At 70.3% G+C, this 18,769-nt stretch carries 13 protein-coding genes; 7 read left to right on the top strand and 6 right to left on the bottom strand.

The window, feature by feature from the left end; all coding sequences use genetic code 11:
- The first annotated feature begins 49 nt into the window (after window positions 1-49).
- Window positions 50-952, top strand: coding sequence for a RecB family exonuclease (locus tag ACFVYX_RS18935; RefSeq protein WP_389682517.1), 903 nt, complete (start codon window positions 50-52; stop codon window positions 950-952).
- Between the two features lie 42 nt (window positions 953-994).
- On the top strand, window positions 995-1,672 hold the full coding sequence (locus ACFVYX_RS18930) for a response regulator (RefSeq protein WP_389682516.1): 678 nt from the start codon (window positions 995-997) through the stop codon (window positions 1,670-1,672).
- Window positions 1,673-1,737: 65 nt separating this feature from the next.
- On the opposite strand, the gene ACFVYX_RS18925 is transcribed toward ACFVYX_RS18930, so the two are convergent.
- The 4 genes from ACFVYX_RS18925 to metH form a co-directional block, all read right to left on the bottom strand.
- A complete protein-coding gene (locus ACFVYX_RS18925) occupies window positions 1,738-3,318 on the bottom strand; it encodes an ABC transporter substrate-binding protein (protein ID WP_389682515.1) in 1,581 nt (526 codons plus the stop codon).
- Window positions 3,319-3,395: 77 nt separating this feature from the next.
- Complete coding sequence (locus ACFVYX_RS18920; protein WP_389682514.1) at window positions 3,396-4,985, bottom strand: ABC transporter substrate-binding protein; 1,590 nt, start codon at window positions 4,983-4,985, stop codon at window positions 3,396-3,398.
- 472 nt (window positions 4,986-5,457) lie between these two features.
- On the bottom strand, window positions 5,458-6,156 hold the full coding sequence (locus ACFVYX_RS18915) for an HAD family hydrolase (protein WP_389682513.1): 699 nt from the start codon (window positions 6,154-6,156) through the stop codon (window positions 5,458-5,460).
- Between the two features lie 129 nt (window positions 6,157-6,285).
- On the bottom strand, window positions 6,286-9,798 hold the full coding sequence (metH, locus tag ACFVYX_RS18910) for a methionine synthase (RefSeq protein WP_389682512.1): 3,513 nt from the start codon (window positions 9,796-9,798) through the stop codon (window positions 6,286-6,288).
- A gap of 240 nt (window positions 9,799-10,038) precedes the next feature.
- On the opposite strand from metH, the gene ACFVYX_RS18905 reads away from it, so the two are divergent.
- The 5 genes from ACFVYX_RS18905 (at window position 10,039) to ACFVYX_RS18885 (ending at window position 16,301) form a co-directional block, all read left to right on the top strand.
- Window positions 10,039-10,803, top strand: a complete 765-nt coding sequence (locus ACFVYX_RS18905; RefSeq protein ID WP_389682511.1) for an IclR family transcriptional regulator — start codon at window positions 10,039-10,041, stop codon at window positions 10,801-10,803.
- A 274-nt stretch (window positions 10,804-11,077) separates the two neighbouring features.
- Complete coding sequence (locus ACFVYX_RS18900) at window positions 11,078-11,836, top strand: MIP/aquaporin family protein (RefSeq protein ID WP_389682510.1); 759 nt, start codon at window positions 11,078-11,080, stop codon at window positions 11,834-11,836.
- Between the two features lie 35 nt (window positions 11,837-11,871).
- Window positions 11,872-13,404, top strand: a complete 1,533-nt coding sequence (gene glpK, locus ACFVYX_RS18895; RefSeq protein WP_389682509.1) for a glycerol kinase GlpK — start codon at window positions 11,872-11,874, stop codon at window positions 13,402-13,404.
- Between the two features lie 3 nt (window positions 13,405-13,407).
- Complete coding sequence (locus ACFVYX_RS18890) at window positions 13,408-15,012, top strand: FAD-dependent oxidoreductase (RefSeq protein WP_389682508.1); 1,605 nt, start codon at window positions 13,408-13,410, stop codon at window positions 15,010-15,012.
- Between the two features lie 188 nt (window positions 15,013-15,200).
- The gene (locus ACFVYX_RS18885) at window positions 15,201-16,301 is read left to right on the top strand and encodes a PAC2 family protein (RefSeq protein ID WP_389682507.1); all 1,101 of its coding nucleotides are present in this window, start codon (window positions 15,201-15,203) and stop codon (window positions 16,299-16,301) included.
- Between the two features lie 75 nt (window positions 16,302-16,376).
- Here the strand turns inward: ACFVYX_RS18885 and ACFVYX_RS18880 are convergent, their stop codons facing one another.
- Window positions 16,377-17,351 carry an SMP-30/gluconolactonase/LRE family protein gene (locus tag ACFVYX_RS18880; RefSeq protein ID WP_389682506.1) on the bottom strand — a complete coding sequence of 325 codons (975 nt, stop codon included), beginning with the start codon at window positions 17,349-17,351 and terminating at the stop codon, window positions 16,377-16,379.
- A gap of 126 nt (window positions 17,352-17,477) precedes the next feature.
- Window positions 17,478-18,707, bottom strand: coding sequence for a cysteine--1-D-myo-inosityl 2-amino-2-deoxy-alpha-D-glucopyranoside ligase (mshC, locus tag ACFVYX_RS18875; RefSeq protein WP_389682505.1), 1,230 nt, complete (start codon window positions 18,705-18,707; stop codon window positions 17,478-17,480).
- Between the last annotated feature and the right edge of the window lie 62 nt (window positions 18,708-18,769).

Below are 18,769 nucleotides of genomic sequence, written 5' to 3'. Positions count from 1 at the left end.
GTCGATGGTATTCCGCTCGCTGTCGGTGGCGGGTCGTAGGGTCTTCGTCATGAGTACGAGCGAGCAGGTGCCGGCGGAGCCCCGGGCGCCCATGTCGTTGTCGCCGTCGCGGGCGAGCGATTTCATGCAGTGTCCGCTGCTGTACCGGTTCCGGGTGATCGACCGGCTGCCGGAGCGGCCGAGTGCGGCGGCGACGCGGGGCACGCTGGTGCACGCGGTGCTCGAGCGGCTCTTCGACGATCCGGCGGTGGAGCGGACGGCTCCGCGGGCGCGGGCGATGGTTCCGGGGCAGTGGGACCGGCTCCTGGAGTCGAAGCCGGAGCTCGGTGAGCTGTTCGCGGAGGATCCGGACGGCGAGCGGCTCGCGGGCTGGCTGGGTGAGGCGGAGCGGCTGGTCGAGCGGTGGTTCACGCTGGAGGATCCGACGCGTCTGGAGCCGGCGGAGCGTGAGCTGTTCGTGGAGACGGAGCTGGATTCGGGGCTGCGGCTGCGGGGGGTGATCGACCGGATCGATGTGGCGCCCTCGGGTGAGGTGCGGATCGTCGATTACAAGACGGGCAAGGCGCCGCGGCCGGAGTACCGGGACGGCGCGCTGTTCCAGATGACGTTCTACGCACTGGTGGTGTGGCGGCTGAGGCAGGTGATCCCGCGGCGGCTGCAGCTGGTCTATCTCGGGAGCGGGGAGGTGCTGACGTACGACCCGGTGGAGGCGGACCTGCTGCGGGTGGAGCGGAAGCTCCTCGCGCTGTGGGAGGCGATCCGGCTTGCGACGGAGTCGGGTGACTGGCGGCCGCGTCCGACGAAGCTCTGCGGCTGGTGTGATCATCAGGCGGTGTGTCCGGAGTTCGGGGGGACTCCCCCGGTCTATCCGCTGAAGATCGTTTCCGCGCGCCCGCCGGAGTCGGGCGAATCAGGGCAGGGCAGAATGGACCCGGCCCCGTCGGCACCGTAGTGCCGGCGCACCTCGTGAGCTCAGTCCCGTGAAGGAGCCTTTGTGACGATCCGCGTCCTCTTGGTCGACGATCAGCCGCTGTTGCGCACCGGCTTCCGGATGATTCTGGAGGCGGAGCAGGACATCGCGGTGGTGGGTGAGGCCGGGGACGGCCTCCAGGCACAGGATCAGGTGCGGGCGCTGCAGCCGGACGTGGTGCTGATGGACATCCGGATGCCGCGGATGGACGGGGTGGAGGCGACCCGGCAGATCACGGGTCCCGGCCGGGACGGTCCGGCGAAGGTGCTGGTGCTGACGACCTTCGACCTCGACGAGTACGTGGTGGAGGCGCTGAGGGCGGGAGCGAGCGGCTTCCTCCTGAAGGACGCTCCGGCGAACGAGCTGGTGCAGGCGATCCGGGTGGTGGCGGCCGGTGAGGCGATGCTGGCGCCGTCGATCACGCGGCGGCTGCTCGACAAGTACTCGGCGCATCTCCCGACGGGCGAGGAGCAGATGCCCGACAACCTGACCCGGCTGACGGACCGTGAGGTCGAGGTCCTGAAGCTGGTGGCGCGGGGCCTGTCGAACGCGGAGATCGCGGCGGATCTGTTCGTCAGCGAGACGACGGTGAAGACGCATGTGGGTCATGTGCTGACGAAGCTGGGGCTGCGGGACCGGGTGCAGGCCGCGGTGTACGCGTACGAGAGCGGTCTGGTGCGGCCGGGCGCCGGCGGCCAGTAGCGGGGACGGCGGGAGGGCCCGGTGCGCGGTGCGCGCCGGGCCCTCCTGTCGTGTGCGGGGGGGGGTCAGCCCTTGCGGATCTCCCAGAAGCGGAAGACGGTCGAGGCGTCGAGGGTCCATTCGAGGCCGGTGACGTCGTCGCGGGCGACGGCGTACTGCTTGCCCTGCCAGAGCGGCAGCAGGGGGAGCTGCTCGGCGACGAGGTCCTGGAGCTGTCCGTACTCGTCGGCGGTGGCGGCGCGGTCCGGGACGGCGGCGGTCTTCGGGAGGAGGCTGCCGGTGATGGTGGTGTTCTCGTAGTGGTTGCCGAGGACGTTGCCCTCGCCGAAGAAGGGAGCGGTGAAGTTGTCGGCGTCGGGGTAGTCGGGGACCCAGCCCTTGACGTAGACGCCGTACTTGCCGGCCGCGATGTCCTTCTCGTACTGGTCGTAGGGGATGGACCTGACGTCGGCGTCGAAGAGCCCGCTGGCGTTGAGCTGGCCCGCGATGGCCTTGAGCTCCTGGTCGGTGGCCGGGCCGTAGCGGCTGGGGGTGGACCAGAGGGTGAGCTTCACCTTGTCGGTGATGCCGGCGGCGCGCAGGGCCTTCTTCGCCTTCGCCTTGTCGGGGGCGCCGTAGGTGTCGTAGAAGGCGGTGTTGTGTCCGGCGATGCCGGCCGGGACGATCGAGTAGAGCGGGGTGGCCGTCGACTTGTAGACGCCTTCGACGAGGGCCTCGCGGTCGACGAGGTGGGCGATGGCCTGGCGGACGCCGAGCTTGCCGACGACCGGGTCCTTCATGTTGAAGACCAGGTGCTGGACCTCGGCGCTGCTGCCCTGGGTGACCTCGATGCCCCGTTCGCCGGTCGTGGCGGAGTTCTCGAGGGCGGCGATGTCGTCGGCGGAGAGACCTCGGTAGGCGACGTCTATCTCTCCGGCGGTGAGGGCCTTGGAGAGGGCGGAGCGGTCGCCGCGGTAGAGCTTGAGGGTGACGGCGTCGTTCTTGAGCTGTGCGGTGCCCCGGTAGGCGGAGTTGGCGGAGAAGGTGGCCTCGGACTCGCTGAGCGTGTTCAGCTTGTACGGGCCGGAGCCGGTGGCCTTGCCGTCGGTGCGGAGCGCGTCGGCCGGGTATTCGCGGTGGTCGACGATGGAGCCGGCGCCCGAGGCGATCTTGCTGGGGAAGGTGGCGTCGGGGACCTTGAGGCGGAAGACGACGGTCCGCTCGTCGGGGGTGTCGATCTTGTCGATGGTGGAGAGCAGCGGCGCGGGGCCGGCGGGGTCGGCGATCTTGAGGGCTCGCTCGAAGGAGTACTTGACGTCCTTCGAGGTGAGCTTGTTGCCGTTGGAGAAGGTGAGGCCGTCCCGCAGGGTGCAGGTGTAGACGGTGCTGCCGGCGGAGAAGCCGCACCTGTCGGCGGCGTCGGGCTCGGGCTCGGAGCCGCCCTTGGGGAAGGCGAGGAGGGACTGGAAGACGTTGTTGAACAGCAGCCAGGAGCCGGGGTCGTAACCGGCCGCCGGGTCGGCGTTGAGGATCTCGTCGGACATGCCGACGCGTACGCCGTTGCCGGAGTCTCCCGGGCCACCCTGCTCGGTGCCACAGCCGCTGAGGAGGGCGGCGGCCAGGCCCGCGGCGAGGGGCGCCGTCAGCCACTTGTTGTGCGTCTTCACAGAACGTGCCTCGTGATCTCTTGTCAGGCCGGCCGCGCGCGGGTGCGCGGCCGGTGTAACCGATCCAGTCGACGGGGTTAAGCGGTGCCTCGGCCCAGTTCCCAGAGCAGGAGGTCGGAGGACGTGTTGAGCGCGTACTCGACTCCGTTGAGGTCGTCTCGGGCGGCGACGTACTGCTTGCCCTGCCAGAGCGGCAGGACGGGCACGTCGCGGGCGACGATCTTCTGGATCTGGTTGAAGACGGGACCTGCGGCGGTGCGGTCGGCCTGGCGGCGCGAGCGCGGGATGAGCTGGTCGCGGACGACCTTGTTCACATACGGGGTGTTGAGGAAGTTGTCGCTGTCCAGGAAGGGCGCGATGTAGTTGTCCGGGTCCGGGAAGTCGGGGAACCAGCCGAGGCCGTAGACGGCGTAGTCGCCGCGCTTCTGGGCCGTGCGGAACTTCGACCACTCGGTGCCCTGGACGGTGGCGTCGAAGAGCTCGGTGGCGGTGAGCTGCTTCTTCAGCGCCTCGAACTCCTGGGCGGTCTCGGCGCCGTAGTGGTCGGTGGTGTAGTTCAGGGTGACCTTGACCGGGGTCTCGACGCCGGCGTCCTTCAGGAGCTTGGCGGCACGGTCGCGGTCGGGCTCGCCGTACTCGTCGAAGAAGGGGGTGGCGTGGCCCGTGATGCTGGAGGGGATGAGCGAGTACAGCGGCTCGGCGGTGGGGCCGTAGACCCGGTTGACGAGGGCGCCCCGGTCGACGACGGCGGCCATGGCCTGGCGTACGGCCTTCTCCTGGACGGCGGGAGCCTTGGTGTTGAAGCCGAGGTAACGGATCTCCAGGCCGGGGACCTCGATGATCTCGATGCCGTCCTTGGGCGTCTCGGTGAGGTCCTTGACCTGCTGCTGCGACAGGGAGCGGGCCATCATGTCGATGTCGTCGCTCTCCAGGGCGCGGCCCATGGCGTCGGGGTCGCTGTACGGCCGCAGTTCGACCTTGTCGTTGCGCAGGGTGATGTCGCCCTTGTAGGCCGGGTTCTTGGTGAAGACGAAGCGGGTGGCCTGCTCGCCCGCGCGCTCGACCTTCATGGTGTACGGGCCGGAGCCGTCGACGTCGAAGCCGTCGCGGAGCTTGTCGGCGGCGTACTTGTCCTTGCTGAGGATGCCGGCGACCGGGGTGGAGAGCTTGTACGGGAAGGTGGCGTCGGGGGTCTTCAGGTGGAAGACGACCTCGTCGGTGCCCTTGGTCTCGACGGTGTCGATGTTCGAGAGGAGGGCGGCCGTGCCGTTGTCCGACTTGATCTTCAGGACGCGGTCGACGGAGTACTTGACGTCCTCGGCGGTGATCGGGGTGCCGTCCGCGAAGGTGAGGCCGGGGCGGAGCTTGCAGCGGTAGCTCTCGCTGGCCTTGTCGGAGAATCCGCAGCTCTGGGCGGCCTCGGGGACGGGCTCGCCGCCGCCGCGGGGCACGTGCATCAGGGTCTGGACGGTCTGCCGCAGGATGTTCCAGGCGCCGGTGTCGTAGGCGAAGGCCGGGTCGAGCGGGGCGGGGGCGTCCGCCGTGGCGATGAACTGGTCCGTGGTGCCGACGACGATCGCTGCGCCGTCCTCGGCGCCGCCGCAGGCGGCGAGCAGAGGGGCGAGCAGTCCGGCCACGGCCGGCAGCACCAGGGTCTTGCGGTTCATCAGGGACGATCTCCTCATCCGGCACTGGGATACAGCGGTCAGTGGAACTCCGCCGCCGGCCGCCCGGTCGGGGCGGGAGCGATCGGGCCGGGTGTTGCGATCGGTCCTGTGTTCACGGCGACTTGGGTGTGCGCCGGTGCACGCGGATATGCGGCGAAGTACTCGCGAAAGATTAGTGGGCGGCGCACCTATTGCCGGACCACGGATCCGCGTGGGGGTAATCGCACAGTGATCATGAATGCGCGGCGCTCGATAGTCATGCGGCGGATGATGCGGACGGCAACGAGCTAATCGGGACACATGGGGACGCCGAAACAGCATCTTTTCGGACGCCGGTACGACGAAGGCCACCCACCGGCAGGCACGCTGGGTGACCAAGGTCACGCGGCGGCTCTTTCGGTGAATGGCCTGATCGTTTTCGCGGCCGAAAGGGCATTCCGCCGGCATGGCCCGCGGAAAGCTCAGGGCAAGCTCAGATTCTGGTGATCAGCGTGCGGAGAAAGGGCACGTCGACCTCTTCGAGGGACCGTACGACGACCCGGCCGGGAGAGGGCGCGATCGGCGCGACGGAGGGCACCGCGACCACCCGGCAGCCCGCCGCCTCCGCGGCCGCGACACCGGTCGCCGTGTCCTCGACGACGGCACAGAGCGAGGGGTCCGCCCCGACGCCGTGGGCGGCCGTCAGATACGGCTCGGGGTGCGGCTTGGTCCTGGTGACCTCGTCCCCCGCGACGGTGAGGGCGAAGCGGTCACGGCCGAGCGAGTCGAGGACCCGCTCGATGATCCGCCGGTGCGAGGCGGAGACCAGGGCGGTCGGGATGGAGTGCCGGGCCAGCTCGGCGAGGAGCCGCTCGGCGCCCGGCATGAGTGGCACGCCCCGGTCGATGCGCTGCTCGAACTTCTCGTTGAGCAGGACGGTCAGCTCGGCGAGGGTGATGTCGGCGCCGGTCGACTCGATGAGGTAGCCCGCGCTGCGGGTCATCGGGCCGCCGACGACGACGTCCCGCCAGGCCTCGTCCAGCCGGTGACCGAGGTCGGCGAAGACCTCCACCTCCGCGTCCCACCAGAAGCCCTCCGTGTCGACGAGGGTCCCGTCCATGTCGAGGAACACCGCCTGCAGAGCGGAGCTTCCGTTCGAACGGATCAGGGACGCGGGGACCGTACTGGTCATCCGGCACACCTCCATGGAGGGACGAGAAGGCCGGCCTCCCTCCCCGGTACGGGGAGGGCGACCGGCCTGCACTGGACCGACAAGTATACGTCCCGATCATCGCGGACGCGTGGATTTACCCCTCGCCGGTCACCTGGCGTTGAAGTACTTCGCCTCCGGGTGATGGATCACGATGGCGTCGGTGGACTGCTCGGGGTGGAGCTGGAACTCCTCCGACAGGTGGACACCGATCCGTTCCGGCCTGAGCAGCTCCGCGATCTTGGCGCGGTCCTCCAGGTCGGGGCAGGCGCCGTAGCCGAGCGAGAAGCGCGCGCCGCGGTACTTGAGGTCGAACATGTCCTGGACGTGCGCGGGGTCCTCGCCGGCGAAGCCCAGCTCGGCGCGGACGCGGGCGTGCCAGTACTCGGCGAGGGCCTCGGCGAGCTGGACGGAGAGGCCGTGCAGTTCCAGGTAGTCGCGGTAGGAGTCGGAGGCGAAGAGTTCAGCGGTGGCCTCGCCGATCCGGGAGCCGACCGTGACGACCTGGAGGCCGACGACGTCGGTCTCGCCGGACTCCTCCGGGCGGAAGAAGTCCGCGAGGCACAGACGGCGGCCCCGGCGCTGGCGCGGGAAGGTGAAGCGGGTCCTTTCGTTGCCGGCCTCGTCCAGGATGATCAGGTCGTCGCCCTTGGACACGCAGGGGAAGTAGCCGTGGACGACGGCCGCCTCCAGGAGGTTCTCGGTGTGGAGCTTGTCGAGGAGGCCCCGCAGGCGCGGCCGGCCCTCGGTCTCGACGAGTTCCTCGTACGTGGCCCCGCCCGCGCGGGCCTGCTTGAGGCCCCACTGGCCCTTGAACAGGGCGCCCTCGTCGAGCCAGGTGGCGTAGTCCTTGAGCGGGATGCCCTTGACGACGCGGGTGCCCCAGAACGGCGGGGTGGGCACCGGGTTGTCGACGGCGACGTCGGAGCGGCCGCCGGGCACCTCCGGCTCTTCCGCCTGGACGACCGGAGCGTCGCGCTTGGCGACCCGGCGCTGCTTGAGCTCGGGGAGGACGGCCCCGGGGACGCCGCGCTTGACGGAGATGAGGGCGTCCATGAGCCGCAGGCCCTCGAAGGCGTCGCGGGCGTACCGCACCTCGCCCTGGTAGATCTCATACAGGTCCTGCTCGACGTACGCCCTGGTCAGGGCGGCGCCGCCGAGGATCACGGGGTACTTGGCGGCCAGCTCGCGCTGGTTCAGCTCCTGGAGGTTCTCCTTCATGATGACCGTGGACTTCACGAGGAGGCCCGACATGCCGATGACGTCGGCCCGGTGTTCCTCGGCGGCTTCCAGGATCGCGGAGACGGGCTGCTTGATGCCGATGTTGACGACGTTGTAGCCGTTGTTGGACAGGATGATGTCGACGAGGTTCTTGCCGATGTCGTGGACGTCGCCGCGGACGGTGGCCAGGACGATCGTGCCCTTGCCCTCCGCGTCCGACTTCTCCATGTGCGGTTCGAGGTACGCCACGGCCGTCTTCATGACCTCGGCGGACTGGAGCACGAACGGCAGCTGCATCTGGCCCGAGCCGAACAGCTCACCCACGGTCTTCATGCCGTCGAGGAGGATCTCGTTGACGATCTCCAGGGCGGGGCGTTCGCCCAGCGCCTCGTCGAGGTCGGCCTCCAGACCGTTCTTCTCGCCGTCGACGATCCGGCGCTTCAGCCGCTCGTCCAGCGGCAGCGCGAGGAGTTCCTCGGTCTTGCCGGCCTTCATCGACTTGGTGTTGACGCCCTCGAAGAGAGCCATCAGCTTCTGCAGCGGGTCATAGCCCTCCGCGCGCCGGTCGTAGATCAGATCGAGGGCGGTGGTGACCTGCTCGTCGTCGAAGCGGGCGATCGGCAGGATCTTCGAGGCGTGGACGATCGCCGAGTCCAGTCCGGCCTTCACGCACTCGTCGAGGAAGACGGAGTTGAGCAGGATCCGGGCGGCCGGGTTCAGACCGAAGGAGATGTTGGAGAGCCCCAGGGTGGTCTGCACGTCCGGGCGGCGGCGCTTCAGCTCACGGATCGCCTCGATCGTGGCGATGCCGTCCTTGCGCGACTCCTCCTGACCGGTGCAGATCGTGAAGGTCAGCGTGTCGATGAGGATGTCGGACTCGTGGATGCCCCAGTTGCCGGTCAGGTCGTCGATGAGCCGCTCGGCGATCGCCACCTTGTGCTCGGCGGTCCGCGCCTGGCCCTCCTCGTCGATGGTCAGCGCGATGAGCGCCGCACCGTGCTCCTGCGCCAGGCGGGTGACCTTCGCGAAACGGGACTCGGGGCCGTCGCCGTCCTCGTAGTTGACCGAGTTGATGACGGCCCGGCCGCCGAGCTTCTCCAGACCCGCCCGCAGCACCTCCACCTCCGTGGAGTCGAGCACGATCGGGAGGGTGGAGGCCGTCGCGAAGCGGCCGGCGAGCTCTTCCATGTCCGCGACACCGTCACGCCCCACATAGTCGACACACAGGTCGAGCATGTGCGCGCCCTCGCGGATCTGGTCACGGGCCATCTCGACGCAGTCGTCCCAGCGCGCCTCCAGCATCGCCTCGCGGAACTTCTTCGAACCGTTGGCGTTCGTCCGCTCCCCGATCGCCATGTAGGCGGTGTCCTGCCGGAACGGCACGGTCTGGTAGAGGGAGGCGGCACCGGGCTCGGGGTGAGGGGTGCGCTCGGGGGGCGTGAGGCCGTGGACCCGCTCGACGACCTGGCGCAGGTGCTCGGGCGTCGAGCCGCAGCAGCCGCCGACCAGGGACAGGCCGTAGTCGCGGACGAAGTTCTCCTGCGCGTCGGCCATCTCGGGCGGCGTCAGGGGGAAGTACGCGCCGTCCTTGGTGAGTACGGGCAGGCCGGCGTTGGGCATGCACATGAGGGGCGTCCGCGAGTGGCGGGCGAGGTAGCGCAGGTGCTCGGTCATCTCGGCCGGGCCGGTCGAGCAGTTCAGGCCGATCATGTCGATGCCGAGCGGTTCGAGGGCGGTCAGCGCGGCGCCGATCTCGGAGCCGAGCAGCATGACGCCGGTGGTCTCGAAGGCGAGCGAACAGATCAGCGGGACGTCGATGCCCAGGGCGTCCATGGCGCGGCGGGCGCCGATCAGGCTCGACTTGGTCTGGAGCAGGTCCTGGGTCGTCTCCACGATCAGGGCGTCCGCGCCGCCGGCGAGGAGGCCCTCGGCGTTCTGCTGGTAGCCGTCCCGCAGGACGCCGTACGCGATGTGGCCGAGCGAGGGCAGCTTGGTGCCGGGGCCGATGGAGCCGAGCACCCAGCGCTGGCGGCCGTCCTGGGCACCGAACTCGTCGGCGACCTCGCGGGCGATCCGGGCTCCGGCCTCGGAGAGCTCGAAGATCCGGTCCGCGATGTCGTACTCCCCCGCGGCCGAGTGGTTGGAGCCGAAGGTGTTCGTCTCGACGCAGTCGACGCCGGCCTCGAAGTACTCCCTGTGCACCGAGCGGACGATGTCGGGCCGGGTGATGTTGAGGATCTCGTTGCAGCCTTCGAGGTTCTGGAAGTCCTCGAGTGTGGGGTCCTGGGCCTGGAGCATGGTGCCCATGGCTCCGTCGGCGACGACGACGCGGCTCGCGAGCGCCTCGCGGAGGGACGCGGCACGGTTCCGGCTGTCTGCGGAAGGGGTCGGCAACGAGGCCATGGATGAGCTCCCTGGAATGCGACGGCTGTCGGCTTTGCACCTCGGTGGAGGGTGCACGGGGCCAGCGTAACCGCGTGGGGGCCGGGGTGGACACGGCGTCCCACGGGCCGGACGGCATCCTGTGTGCGGGGACTCCCGGTCCGGCCCGTTCTTGTTCGACACTGTCTTATGTGACACGAGGTCGGCATCGACCGATAGTGTTCAGCATTGTCGAACAACGTGAGAGGAGAAGGCCGGGCGATGGCGAAGAACATCCAGTCGCTTGAACGGGCGGCGGCCATGCTGCGACTGCTCGCGGGCGGCGAGCGCCGGCTCGGCCTGTCCGACATCGCGTCCTCACTCGGGCTCGCCAAGGGCACCGCCCACGGCATCCTGCGCACCCTCCAGGCGGAGGGCTTCGTGGAGCAGGAGGCCGCCTCGGGGCGCTACCAGCTCGGCGCGGAGCTCCTGCGGCTCGGCAACAGCTATCTGGACGTGCACGAGCTGCGGGCCCGGGCCCTGGTCTGGACGGACGACCTGGCGCGGTCCAGCGGCGAGAGCGTGCACCTGGGGGTGCTGCACCAGCAGGGCGTGCTGATCGTCCACCACGTCTTCCGGCCGGACGACAGCCGCCAGGTCCTGGAGGTGGGCGCCATGCAGCCGCTGCACTCCACCGCGCTCGGCAAGGTCCTCTCGGCGTACGACCCGGTGGCGCACAGCGAGGTGCTCGAGGTCGAGCGGGAGGCGTTCACGCCCCGCACGACCACGGAGCTGACCGCGTTCGAGTCGCTGCTCGACATGACCCGGGCGCGGGGCTGGGCGGCGGACGTGGAGGAGACCTGGGAGGGCGTGGCCTCGGTGGGGGCACCGATCCACGACCGGCGCCGGATGCCGGTGGGCGCGGTGGCGGTCACGGGCGCCGTGGAGCGGCTCTGTCCCGAGGGGGAGCTGCGGCCCGAGCTGGTGGCGGCGGTACGGGACTGCGCCCGGGCCGTGTCGAGGGATCTGGGGGCCGGGCGCTTCTGAGCCTCGCCCGTCCCCGCCCGAAGCCTTCCCGGTCTCGCCTGAACCCGCCGGTAACGATCCCGTTATCGGCGGGTTTTTCACTTCCCGAACCCTTGACGCGCTGTTAACCAGGGGGCAAAACTTCCGTTCACCGGTCGGCATTGCCGAACACTTAACGGCAATACACGCTAGAGTGTGGCAGTGCCAAGGGCCGGTAACGCCCTCACACGAGGGTGCGGACCACGGAGGGACCCGGGGTTCGCCTTCCCCTGGACGAAGGACAAAGGAGTCGCGGGTGTCCAGCTCCGACATCTTCCTCGGCGAGACCATCGGTACCGCCGTTCTCATTCTGCTCGGCGGCGGTGTCTGTGCCGCCGTCACGCTCAAGGGCTCCAAGGCCCGCAACGCGGGCTGGCTCGCGATCACCTTCGGGTGGGGCTTCGCCGTCATGACGGCCGTCTACATGACGGCTTCCCTCTCGGGCGCCCATCTGAACCCCGCCGTCACGGTCGGAATCGCGATCAAGGACGGCACGTGGGGCGACGTCCCCGTCTACATCGCGGGACAGATGCTCGGCGCGATGATCGGTGCGGCACTGGTCTGGGTGGCCTACTACGGCCAGTTCCAGGCCCACCTCACCGATCCGGAGGCCGCCGCGAAGGACCCGATCGAGGGCCCCGGCCCAGTGCTCGGCATCTTCTCCACCGGCCCCGAGATCCGGAACACCTGGCAGAACCTGGCCACCGAGATCATCGGCACCGTCGTGCTCGTCCTGGCCGTGCTCACCCAGGGCCTCAACGACAGCGGCAAGGGCCTCGGCGTCATAGGCGCCCTGATCACCGCGTTCGTGGTCGTCTCCATCGGCCTCTCGCTCGGTGGCCCGACGGGCTACGCGATCAACCCTGCCCGTGACCTCGGCCCGCGCATCGTGCACGCCCTGCTGCCGCTGCCGAACAAGGGCGGCTCCGACTGGAGCTACGCCTGGATCCCGGTCGTGGGACCGCTGATCGGCGGCGCCGTCGCCGCGGGTATCTACACCATCGCGTTCGCCTGAGCCGTCCTTCTCCCAGACCTCCCTTGGAGCACACCGTGACCGACGCACACACCTCCGGCCCGTTCATCGCGGCCATCGACCAGGGCACCACCTCCTCCCGCTGCATCGTCTTCGACAAGGACGGCCGGATCGTCTCGGTCGACCAGAAGGAGCACGAGCAGATCTTCCCGAAGCCGGGCTGGGTCGAGCACAACGCCGCCGAGATCTGGACCAACGTCCAGGAGGTCGTCGCCGGCGCCCTGACGAAGGGCGGCATCGCCGCGGCCGACGTCAAGGCCATCGGCATCACCAACCAGCGCGAGACCACGCTCCTCTGGGACAAGAACACCGGCGAGCCCGTCCACAACGCCCTCGTCTGGCAGGACACCCGCACCGACGCGCTCTGCAAGGAGCTCGGCCGCAACGTCGGCCAGGACCGCTTCCGCCGCGAGACCGGCCTGCCGCTTGCGAGCTACTTCGCCGGCCCGAAGATCCGCTGGATGCTCGACAACGTCGAGGGCCTGCGCGAGCGCGCCGAGGCCGGCGACATCCTCTTCGGCACGATGGACTCGTGGGTCATCTGGAACCTCACGGGCGGCACCGACGGCGGCGTGCACGTCACCGACGTCACCAACGCCTCGCGCACCATGCTGATGAACCTGCACACGCTGGCCTGGGACGAGAAGATCGCCGAGTCGATGGGGGTCCCCCTCAACGTCCTCCCCGAGATCCGGTCCTCCGCCGAGGTCTACGGCCACGTCAAGGAAGGCGCCCTCGCCGGCGTCCCGGTCGCCTCGGCACTCGGCGACCAGCAGGCCGCCCTCTTCGGCCAGACCTGTTTCGCCGAGGGCGAGGCGAAGTCCACGTACGGCACCGGCACCTTCATGCTGATGAACACCGGTGACAAGATCATCAACTCCTACAGCGGCCTGCTGACCACGGTCGGCTACCAGATCGGCGAGCAGAAGCCGGTCTACGCCCTGGAGGGCTCGATCGCCGTCACCGGTTCGCTGGTGCAGTGGATGCGCGACCAGATGGGCCTGATCAAGTCCGCCGCCGAGATCGAGACCCTCGCGTCCTCGGTCGAGGACAACGGCGGCGCCTACTTCGTGCCGGCCTTCTCCGGCCTGTTCGCCCCCTACTGGCGCTCCGACGCCCGCGGTGTCATCGCCGGCCTCACCCGGTACGTCACCAAGGCGCACATCGCCCGCGCCGTCCTCGAGGCGACCGCCTGGCAGACCCGCGAGATCACCGACGCCATGACCAAGGACTCCGGCGTCGAGCTGACCGCGCTCAAGGTCGACGGCGGCATGACCTCCAACAACCTGCTGATGCAGACCCTCTCGGACTTCCTGGACGCACCCGTCGTGCGGCCGATGGTCGCCGAGACCACCTGCCTCGGCGCCGCCTACGCCGCCGGTCTGGCCGTCGGCTTCTGGCCGGACACCGACGCGCTGCGCGCCAACTGGCGCCGGGCGGCGGAATGGACCCCTCGCATGGACGCCGACAGGCGGGACCGCGAGTACAAGAGCTGGCTCAAGGCCGTGGAACGCTCCATGAGCTGGCTCGATGACGCATCCGAGGAGTAAGACATGACCACCCTGCAGAGCGTCCCCGCCCTTGGGACGCACCCGGCGTCCGGCTCCCTCCCGAGCCGCGCCGAGACCCGGGACCAGCTTTCCAAGGCGACGTACGACCTCCTGGTGATCGGCGGCGGCATCCTGGGCATCTCCACCGCCTGGCACGCCGCGCAGTCGGGCCTGCGGGTGGCCCTGGTGGACGCCGGCGACTTCGCCGGCGCCACCTCCTCCGCCTCCTCGAAGCTGCTCCACGGCGGTCTGCGCTACCTGCAGACCGGCGCGGTGAAGCTGGTCGCGGAGAACCACTTCGAGCGGCGTGCGGTCTCCCGCCAGGTGGCACCGCACCTCGCCAACCCCCTCACCTTCTACCTGCCCGTCTACAAGGGCGGCCCGCACGGCGCGGCCAAGCTGGGCGCCGGTGTCTTCGCCTACAGCGCCCTGTCGGCGTTCGGCGACGGCGTCGGGCACCTGCTCTCCCCCGCCAAGGCGGCGCAGGACGTGCCGGAGCTCCGTACGGACAACCTGAAGGCCGTGGCCGTCTACGGCGACGACCAGATGAACGACGCCCGCATGGCCCTGATGACGGTCCGCGCGGCGGTCGACGCCGGTGCCACCGTCCTCAACCACGCCGAGGTCACCGGGCTTCGCTTCACCCGCGGCCGGGTCACCGGCGCCGAGCTCAAGGACCGCACCAGCGGCGACGAGTTCGGGGTCAGCGCCCGTCTCGTGCTCAACGCGACCGGCCCGTGGGTCGACCACCTGCGGAAGATGGAGGACCCGAACGCGGCCCCCTCCATCCGCCTCTCCAAGGGCGCGCACCTGGTCCTCAAGCGGACCTCGCCGTGGAAGGCCGCCCTGGCCACCCCGATCGACAAGTACCGCATCACCTTCGCCCTCCCCTGGGAGGACATGCTGCTGCTCGGCACCACCGACGAGGAGTACGAGGGCGACCCCGGCCAGGTCGAGGTCACCGAGAAGGACACCGCCCAGATCCTGGACGAGGCCGCCTTCTCCATCCGCGACCAGCAGCTGTCGCGCGACCTCATCACCTACTCCTTCGCGGGCCTCCGGGTGCTCCCGGGCGGTCCCGGCGACACCTCCAAGGCCAAGCGCGAGACGGTCGTCACCGAGGGCCGCGGCGGCATGCTGTCGGTGGCCGGCGGCAAGTGGACGACCTTCCGTCACATCGGCCGTACGGTGATGAGGAAGCTGGAGCAGCTCCCCGGGCACCCGCTGGGCGAGGACTACGAGTCGGTGTCGACGCTGCCGAAGCGGCTGCCGCTGCCCGGTATCGCCAACCCGAACGCGGTCGCGCACCGGCTGCTCGTCGACGGTCCGGCGCCCGGGCCCCGGATGGCCGCCGACACCGCCAAGCACCTGGCGACGCACTACGGCTCGCTCTCCTTCGACATCGCCCGGATGGCGAACGAGAACCCCGAGCTCGCCCGCCGCATCCACCCGGACGCGCCGGAGATCTGGGCGCAGGTCGCCTACGCCCGTGACCACGAGTGGGCCGAGACGGCGGACGACGTGCTGCGCCGCCGCACGACGCTGACCATCCGCGGTCTGGCGACGGACGAGATCCGTGCCGGGGTCGAGTCGATGCTCGGGAAGTAACTCCCCCGGGTCGAGGGGCGGTTCCTCCTGGAGGGACCGCCCCTCGCGCGTGCCGTGTGCGGGGGCCGGTTCCTGGGTAGTCGATCAAGGCCGCACGGGTTTTCGGGGATGTCCGGGGGCTGCGGACGGACCTGGGGAAAGCCGTAAGGTTGGTCCGTACGACAGGAACTTCGAAAAGGAGGCGCTGGGTGATCGAGCTCGAGGGGGTACCCGAGCTGATCGACCCGGTCATGGTGGCCGCGTTCGAGGGCTGGAACGACGCCGGCGACGCCGCCTCCACCGCGGTCGCCCACCTGGACCGGGAATGGAAGGGCGAGGTGTTCGCGGCGCTCGACGCCGAGGACTACTACGACTTCCAGGTCAACAGGCCCACGGTCTTCCTGGACAATGGCGTACGGAAGATCACCTGGCCGACGACACGGCTCTCCGTGGTCCGGGTCGGCGGCGAGAAGCCCCGTGACCTGGTGCTCGTGCGCGGGATCGAGCCGTCGATGCGCTGGCGCTCCTTCTGCAACGAGATCCTCGCCTTCGCGCACGAGCTGGGCGTGGAGATGGTCGTGATCCTGGGCGCGCTGCTCGGGGACACCCCGCACACCCGGCCGGTCCCCGTCAGCGGGGTGACGTCCGATCCGGATCTGGCGCGCACGATGGACCTGGAGGAGACGCGGTACGAGGGACCGACGGGCATCGTGGGCATCCTCCAGGAGGCGTGCACGCACGCGGGGGTACCGGCGGTGAGCCTGTGGGCGGCGGTGCCGCACTACGTGTCGCAGCCGCCCAACCCGAAGGCGACGCTCGCGCTCCTCAACCGTCTTGAGGACCTGATCGGCCTGCGCATCCCGCTGGGCGAGCTGCCCGAGGACGCGCGTGCCTGGCAGCTGGGCGTGGACCAGCTGGCCGCCGAGGACAGCGAGGTGGCCGAGTACGTGCAGACGCTCGAGGAGGCCCGGGACACTGCGGAGCTGCCGGAGGCCTCGGGCGAGGCGATCGCCCGCGAGTTCGAGCGGTATCTGCGGCGGCGTGAGCCGGGCACCGGGCCCGGTCCCGGCGTGGCGACGGAGGGCGGCGACTCCCCGTTCCTGCGGGACGCGGGAAGCGGCCGTACCAGGCCGCCGAAGCCGGAGCAGCCGGGACCGGAGGCGGTACCGGGCACCGACCCGCCGGCTCCCGGGGCGGACGCGGGCGAGGCCCCGGGCCCGGCCGCGGAGGCGGGGCCGGAGTCCGGCGCCGAGACGGGCGTGGAGCCCGAGCCGCCCGCCGGGGACACGGACGGCGACGCCGAGGAGTGAGGGGTACGGGAGGGGTGGCGCTGCCGCCCCTCCCGTACGGCTTTCCGGGGCCCTTCGAGCCCGTGGCCGGCGAGATCAGACCCGGGGCACGGACACCACGTCGTAGGGGACGGCGGTGGGGTCCGGATCCAGGCGGAACCGGGCGTTGGGCAGGTAGATCCGGTCGCCCCAGGCCGCCGCGGTGGTCGGGACGCGGAACCGCTGGGGGTCGGTGATCCGGGCGATGGCGGTGCCCCGCGATCCGGTCGCGTCGAGCCGGACCACGTCGATCTGGTTGGTGTACTGCTGCACGATGTACAACTCTCGGCCGAGGAGGAGCAGTCCGTCCCCGTCCGGGATCCGCAGGTCCCCGAGGTCGACCGTGCGGGCGACACCGGTGCCCGGGTCGACCCGCATCAGGGAGCCGCCGTCATGGGCGCAGTTGACCACGAGCAGCGCCCGCCCGTCGGGGGTCCTCTCGATGCCGTTGGCGGTGAAGTCGGTGCCCTGCGTCCAGTCGCCGCGGAGGGGGACGGTGGTCACCTCGTCGCCGGGCGCGCCCGTGCGGTCGAGGGGGAGGCGGTAGAGCTGCGGCTGGAAGGAGTCGGTGAACCAGGCGGCGCCGGGGGTGAGGACGACGTCGTTGACCATGGTGGTGGCGGCGCCCAGCCCGGTGAAGTGGCGCAGCAGCGCGCCGGATCGGGCGTCGACGACGCGGATCTCCCGGCTCCAGCCGCCGGAGAGGAAGAGGCGCCGTTCGGCCCGGTCGATCTTGAGGCCGACGGTGGAGTGACCGTCGCCGAGCCCCTGGTGGACGATCCGGCCCTCGCCTGTGGCCAGCGAGGCCCGGTAGACGGCGCCGTTCCGGAGCGAGCCCAGGTAGGCGTACGGGCTGTGGCCGATGGCGATGCCCTCCGGCTGGAAGCCGGTGGCGAGTGCTAACGCGGTGGGCCACCGTCCAGCGGGTGCGGCCGCCTGCGCCGTTCCCGTGGTGAGGGGGCCGGTGAGAGCCGCCGCGCCGAGGGCGACGGCGGCTCCCAGGAATCCTCTGCGTGCGAGGAAGTGCTCCACGGAGTGCCCTTTCGTACGAGGGTTACTGGCACTCGCAGCTCATCACGACTCGGCCTTGACCCCGGGGGACTTGGCCGGAACTGACGGGGAGTGCGAGTACCACCCGCACGACGGGTTCCACCGGTACTACAAGGCGACGCCGAGGAGGGCGTCGACGGCGCGGGAGACGAGACCCGGGGCGGAGTCGTCGGTGCCGCCCCCGGCCGTCTGGAGCGCGGCCCAGCGGTCGACCGCGGCGAGCGCGGTGGGGGTGTCGAGGTCGTCGGAGAGGGCCTCGCGGAGCTCCTCGACGAGCGCGTCGGCCGGCGGGCCGTCGGGCCGGGACACGGCGGCACGCCAGCGGCCGAGTCGCTCCACGGCGTCCTGGAGGACCTGGTCGGTCCACTCCCAGTCGTCGCGGTAGCGGTGGGAGAGGAGCGCCAGCCGGATGGCGGCCGGGTCGACGCCGTCCCGGCGGAGCTTGGAGACGAAGACCAGGTTCCCGCGGGACTTGGACATCTTCTCGCCGTCGAGGGCGACCATGCCGGCGTGGACGTACGCCTTGGCCATGGGGAACTCGCCGGTGAGGGTCTGGGCGTGGGAGGCGCCCATCTCGTGGTGCGGGAAGATCAGGTCGGATCCGCCGCCCTGCACGTCGAAGCCCATGCCGAGGTGGTCGAGGGCGATGGCGACGCACTCGATGTGCCAGCCGGGGCGGCCGGCGCCGAGGCTGGCGCCGTCCCAGCTCGGCTCGCCCTCGCGGGCGGCCATCCAGAGCATCGGGTCGAGCGGGTTCTTCTTGCCGGGGCGGTCCGGGTCGCCGCCGCGCTCGGCGGAGAGGTGGCGCATCAGCTCGGTGCTGTAGTTCGACACCTGCCCGAAGTGCGGGTCGGCGTCGACGGAGAAGTAGATGTCGCCTTCGAGCTCGTAGGCGGCGCCGGAGTCCCGGAGGCGCTCGACGAGCGGGACGATGCCGGGTATGGCCTCGACGGCGCCGATGTAGTGCTGCGGGGGCAGCATCCGCAGGGCGGTCATGTCCTCGCGGAAGAGCGCGGTCTCGCGCTCGGCGAGGCCGACCCAGTCGATGCCGTCGCGGATCGCGCGCTCCAGGAGCGGGTCGTCCACGTCCGTGACGTTCTGGACGTAGTGCACCTGCCGCTTGGTGTCGAGCCACACGCGCTGAACGAGGTCGAACGCGTTGTAGGTCGCCGCGTGACCCATGTGGGTCGCGTCGTACGGCGTGATGCCGCAGACGTAGATACGGGCGACGGGGCCGGGGGCGAGGGTCACTCGTCCACCGGTCGCGGTGTCGTGGATCCGGAGGTCGCGGCCCTTGCCAGGAAGGGCGGGGACCTCAGAAGCGGGCCAGGCATGCATGCCCCGAGCGTAACCGGACAGGTGTTCCGGATACGAACCGGATCCGGGATCTTGACCGATTA

Origin of the sequence: Streptomyces sp. NPDC058326 (assembly GCF_042879855.1) — a bacterium.
GTDB lineage: Bacteria > Actinomycetota > Actinomycetes > Streptomycetales > Streptomycetaceae > Streptomyces.
Note: the sequence above shows the minus strand (reverse complement) of the source record. Positions and strands in the feature narration are given on the sequence as shown.

Coding starts and splice junctions, on each gene's coding strand:
- ACFVYX_RS18935 (WP_389682517.1), top strand. CDS start 50: ATGAGTACGAGCGAGCAGGTGCCGGCGGAGCCCCGGGCGCCCATGTCG.
- ACFVYX_RS18920 (WP_389682514.1), bottom strand. CDS start 4,985: ATGAACCGCAAGACCCTGGTGCTGCCGGCCGTGGCCGGACTGCTCGCC.
- ACFVYX_RS18915 (WP_389682513.1), bottom strand. CDS start 6,156: ATGACCAGTACGGTCCCCGCGTCCCTGATCCGTTCGAACGGAAGCTCC.
- metH (WP_389682512.1), bottom strand. CDS start 9,798: ATGGCCTCGTTGCCGACCCCTTCCGCAGACAGCCGGAACCGTGCCGCG.
- ACFVYX_RS18905 (WP_389682511.1), top strand. CDS start 10,039: ATGGCGAAGAACATCCAGTCGCTTGAACGGGCGGCGGCCATGCTGCGA.
- ACFVYX_RS18890 (WP_389682508.1), top strand. CDS start 13,408: ATGACCACCCTGCAGAGCGTCCCCGCCCTTGGGACGCACCCGGCGTCC.
- mshC (WP_389682505.1), bottom strand. CDS start 18,707: ATGCATGCCTGGCCCGCTTCTGAGGTCCCCGCCCTTCCTGGCAAGGGC.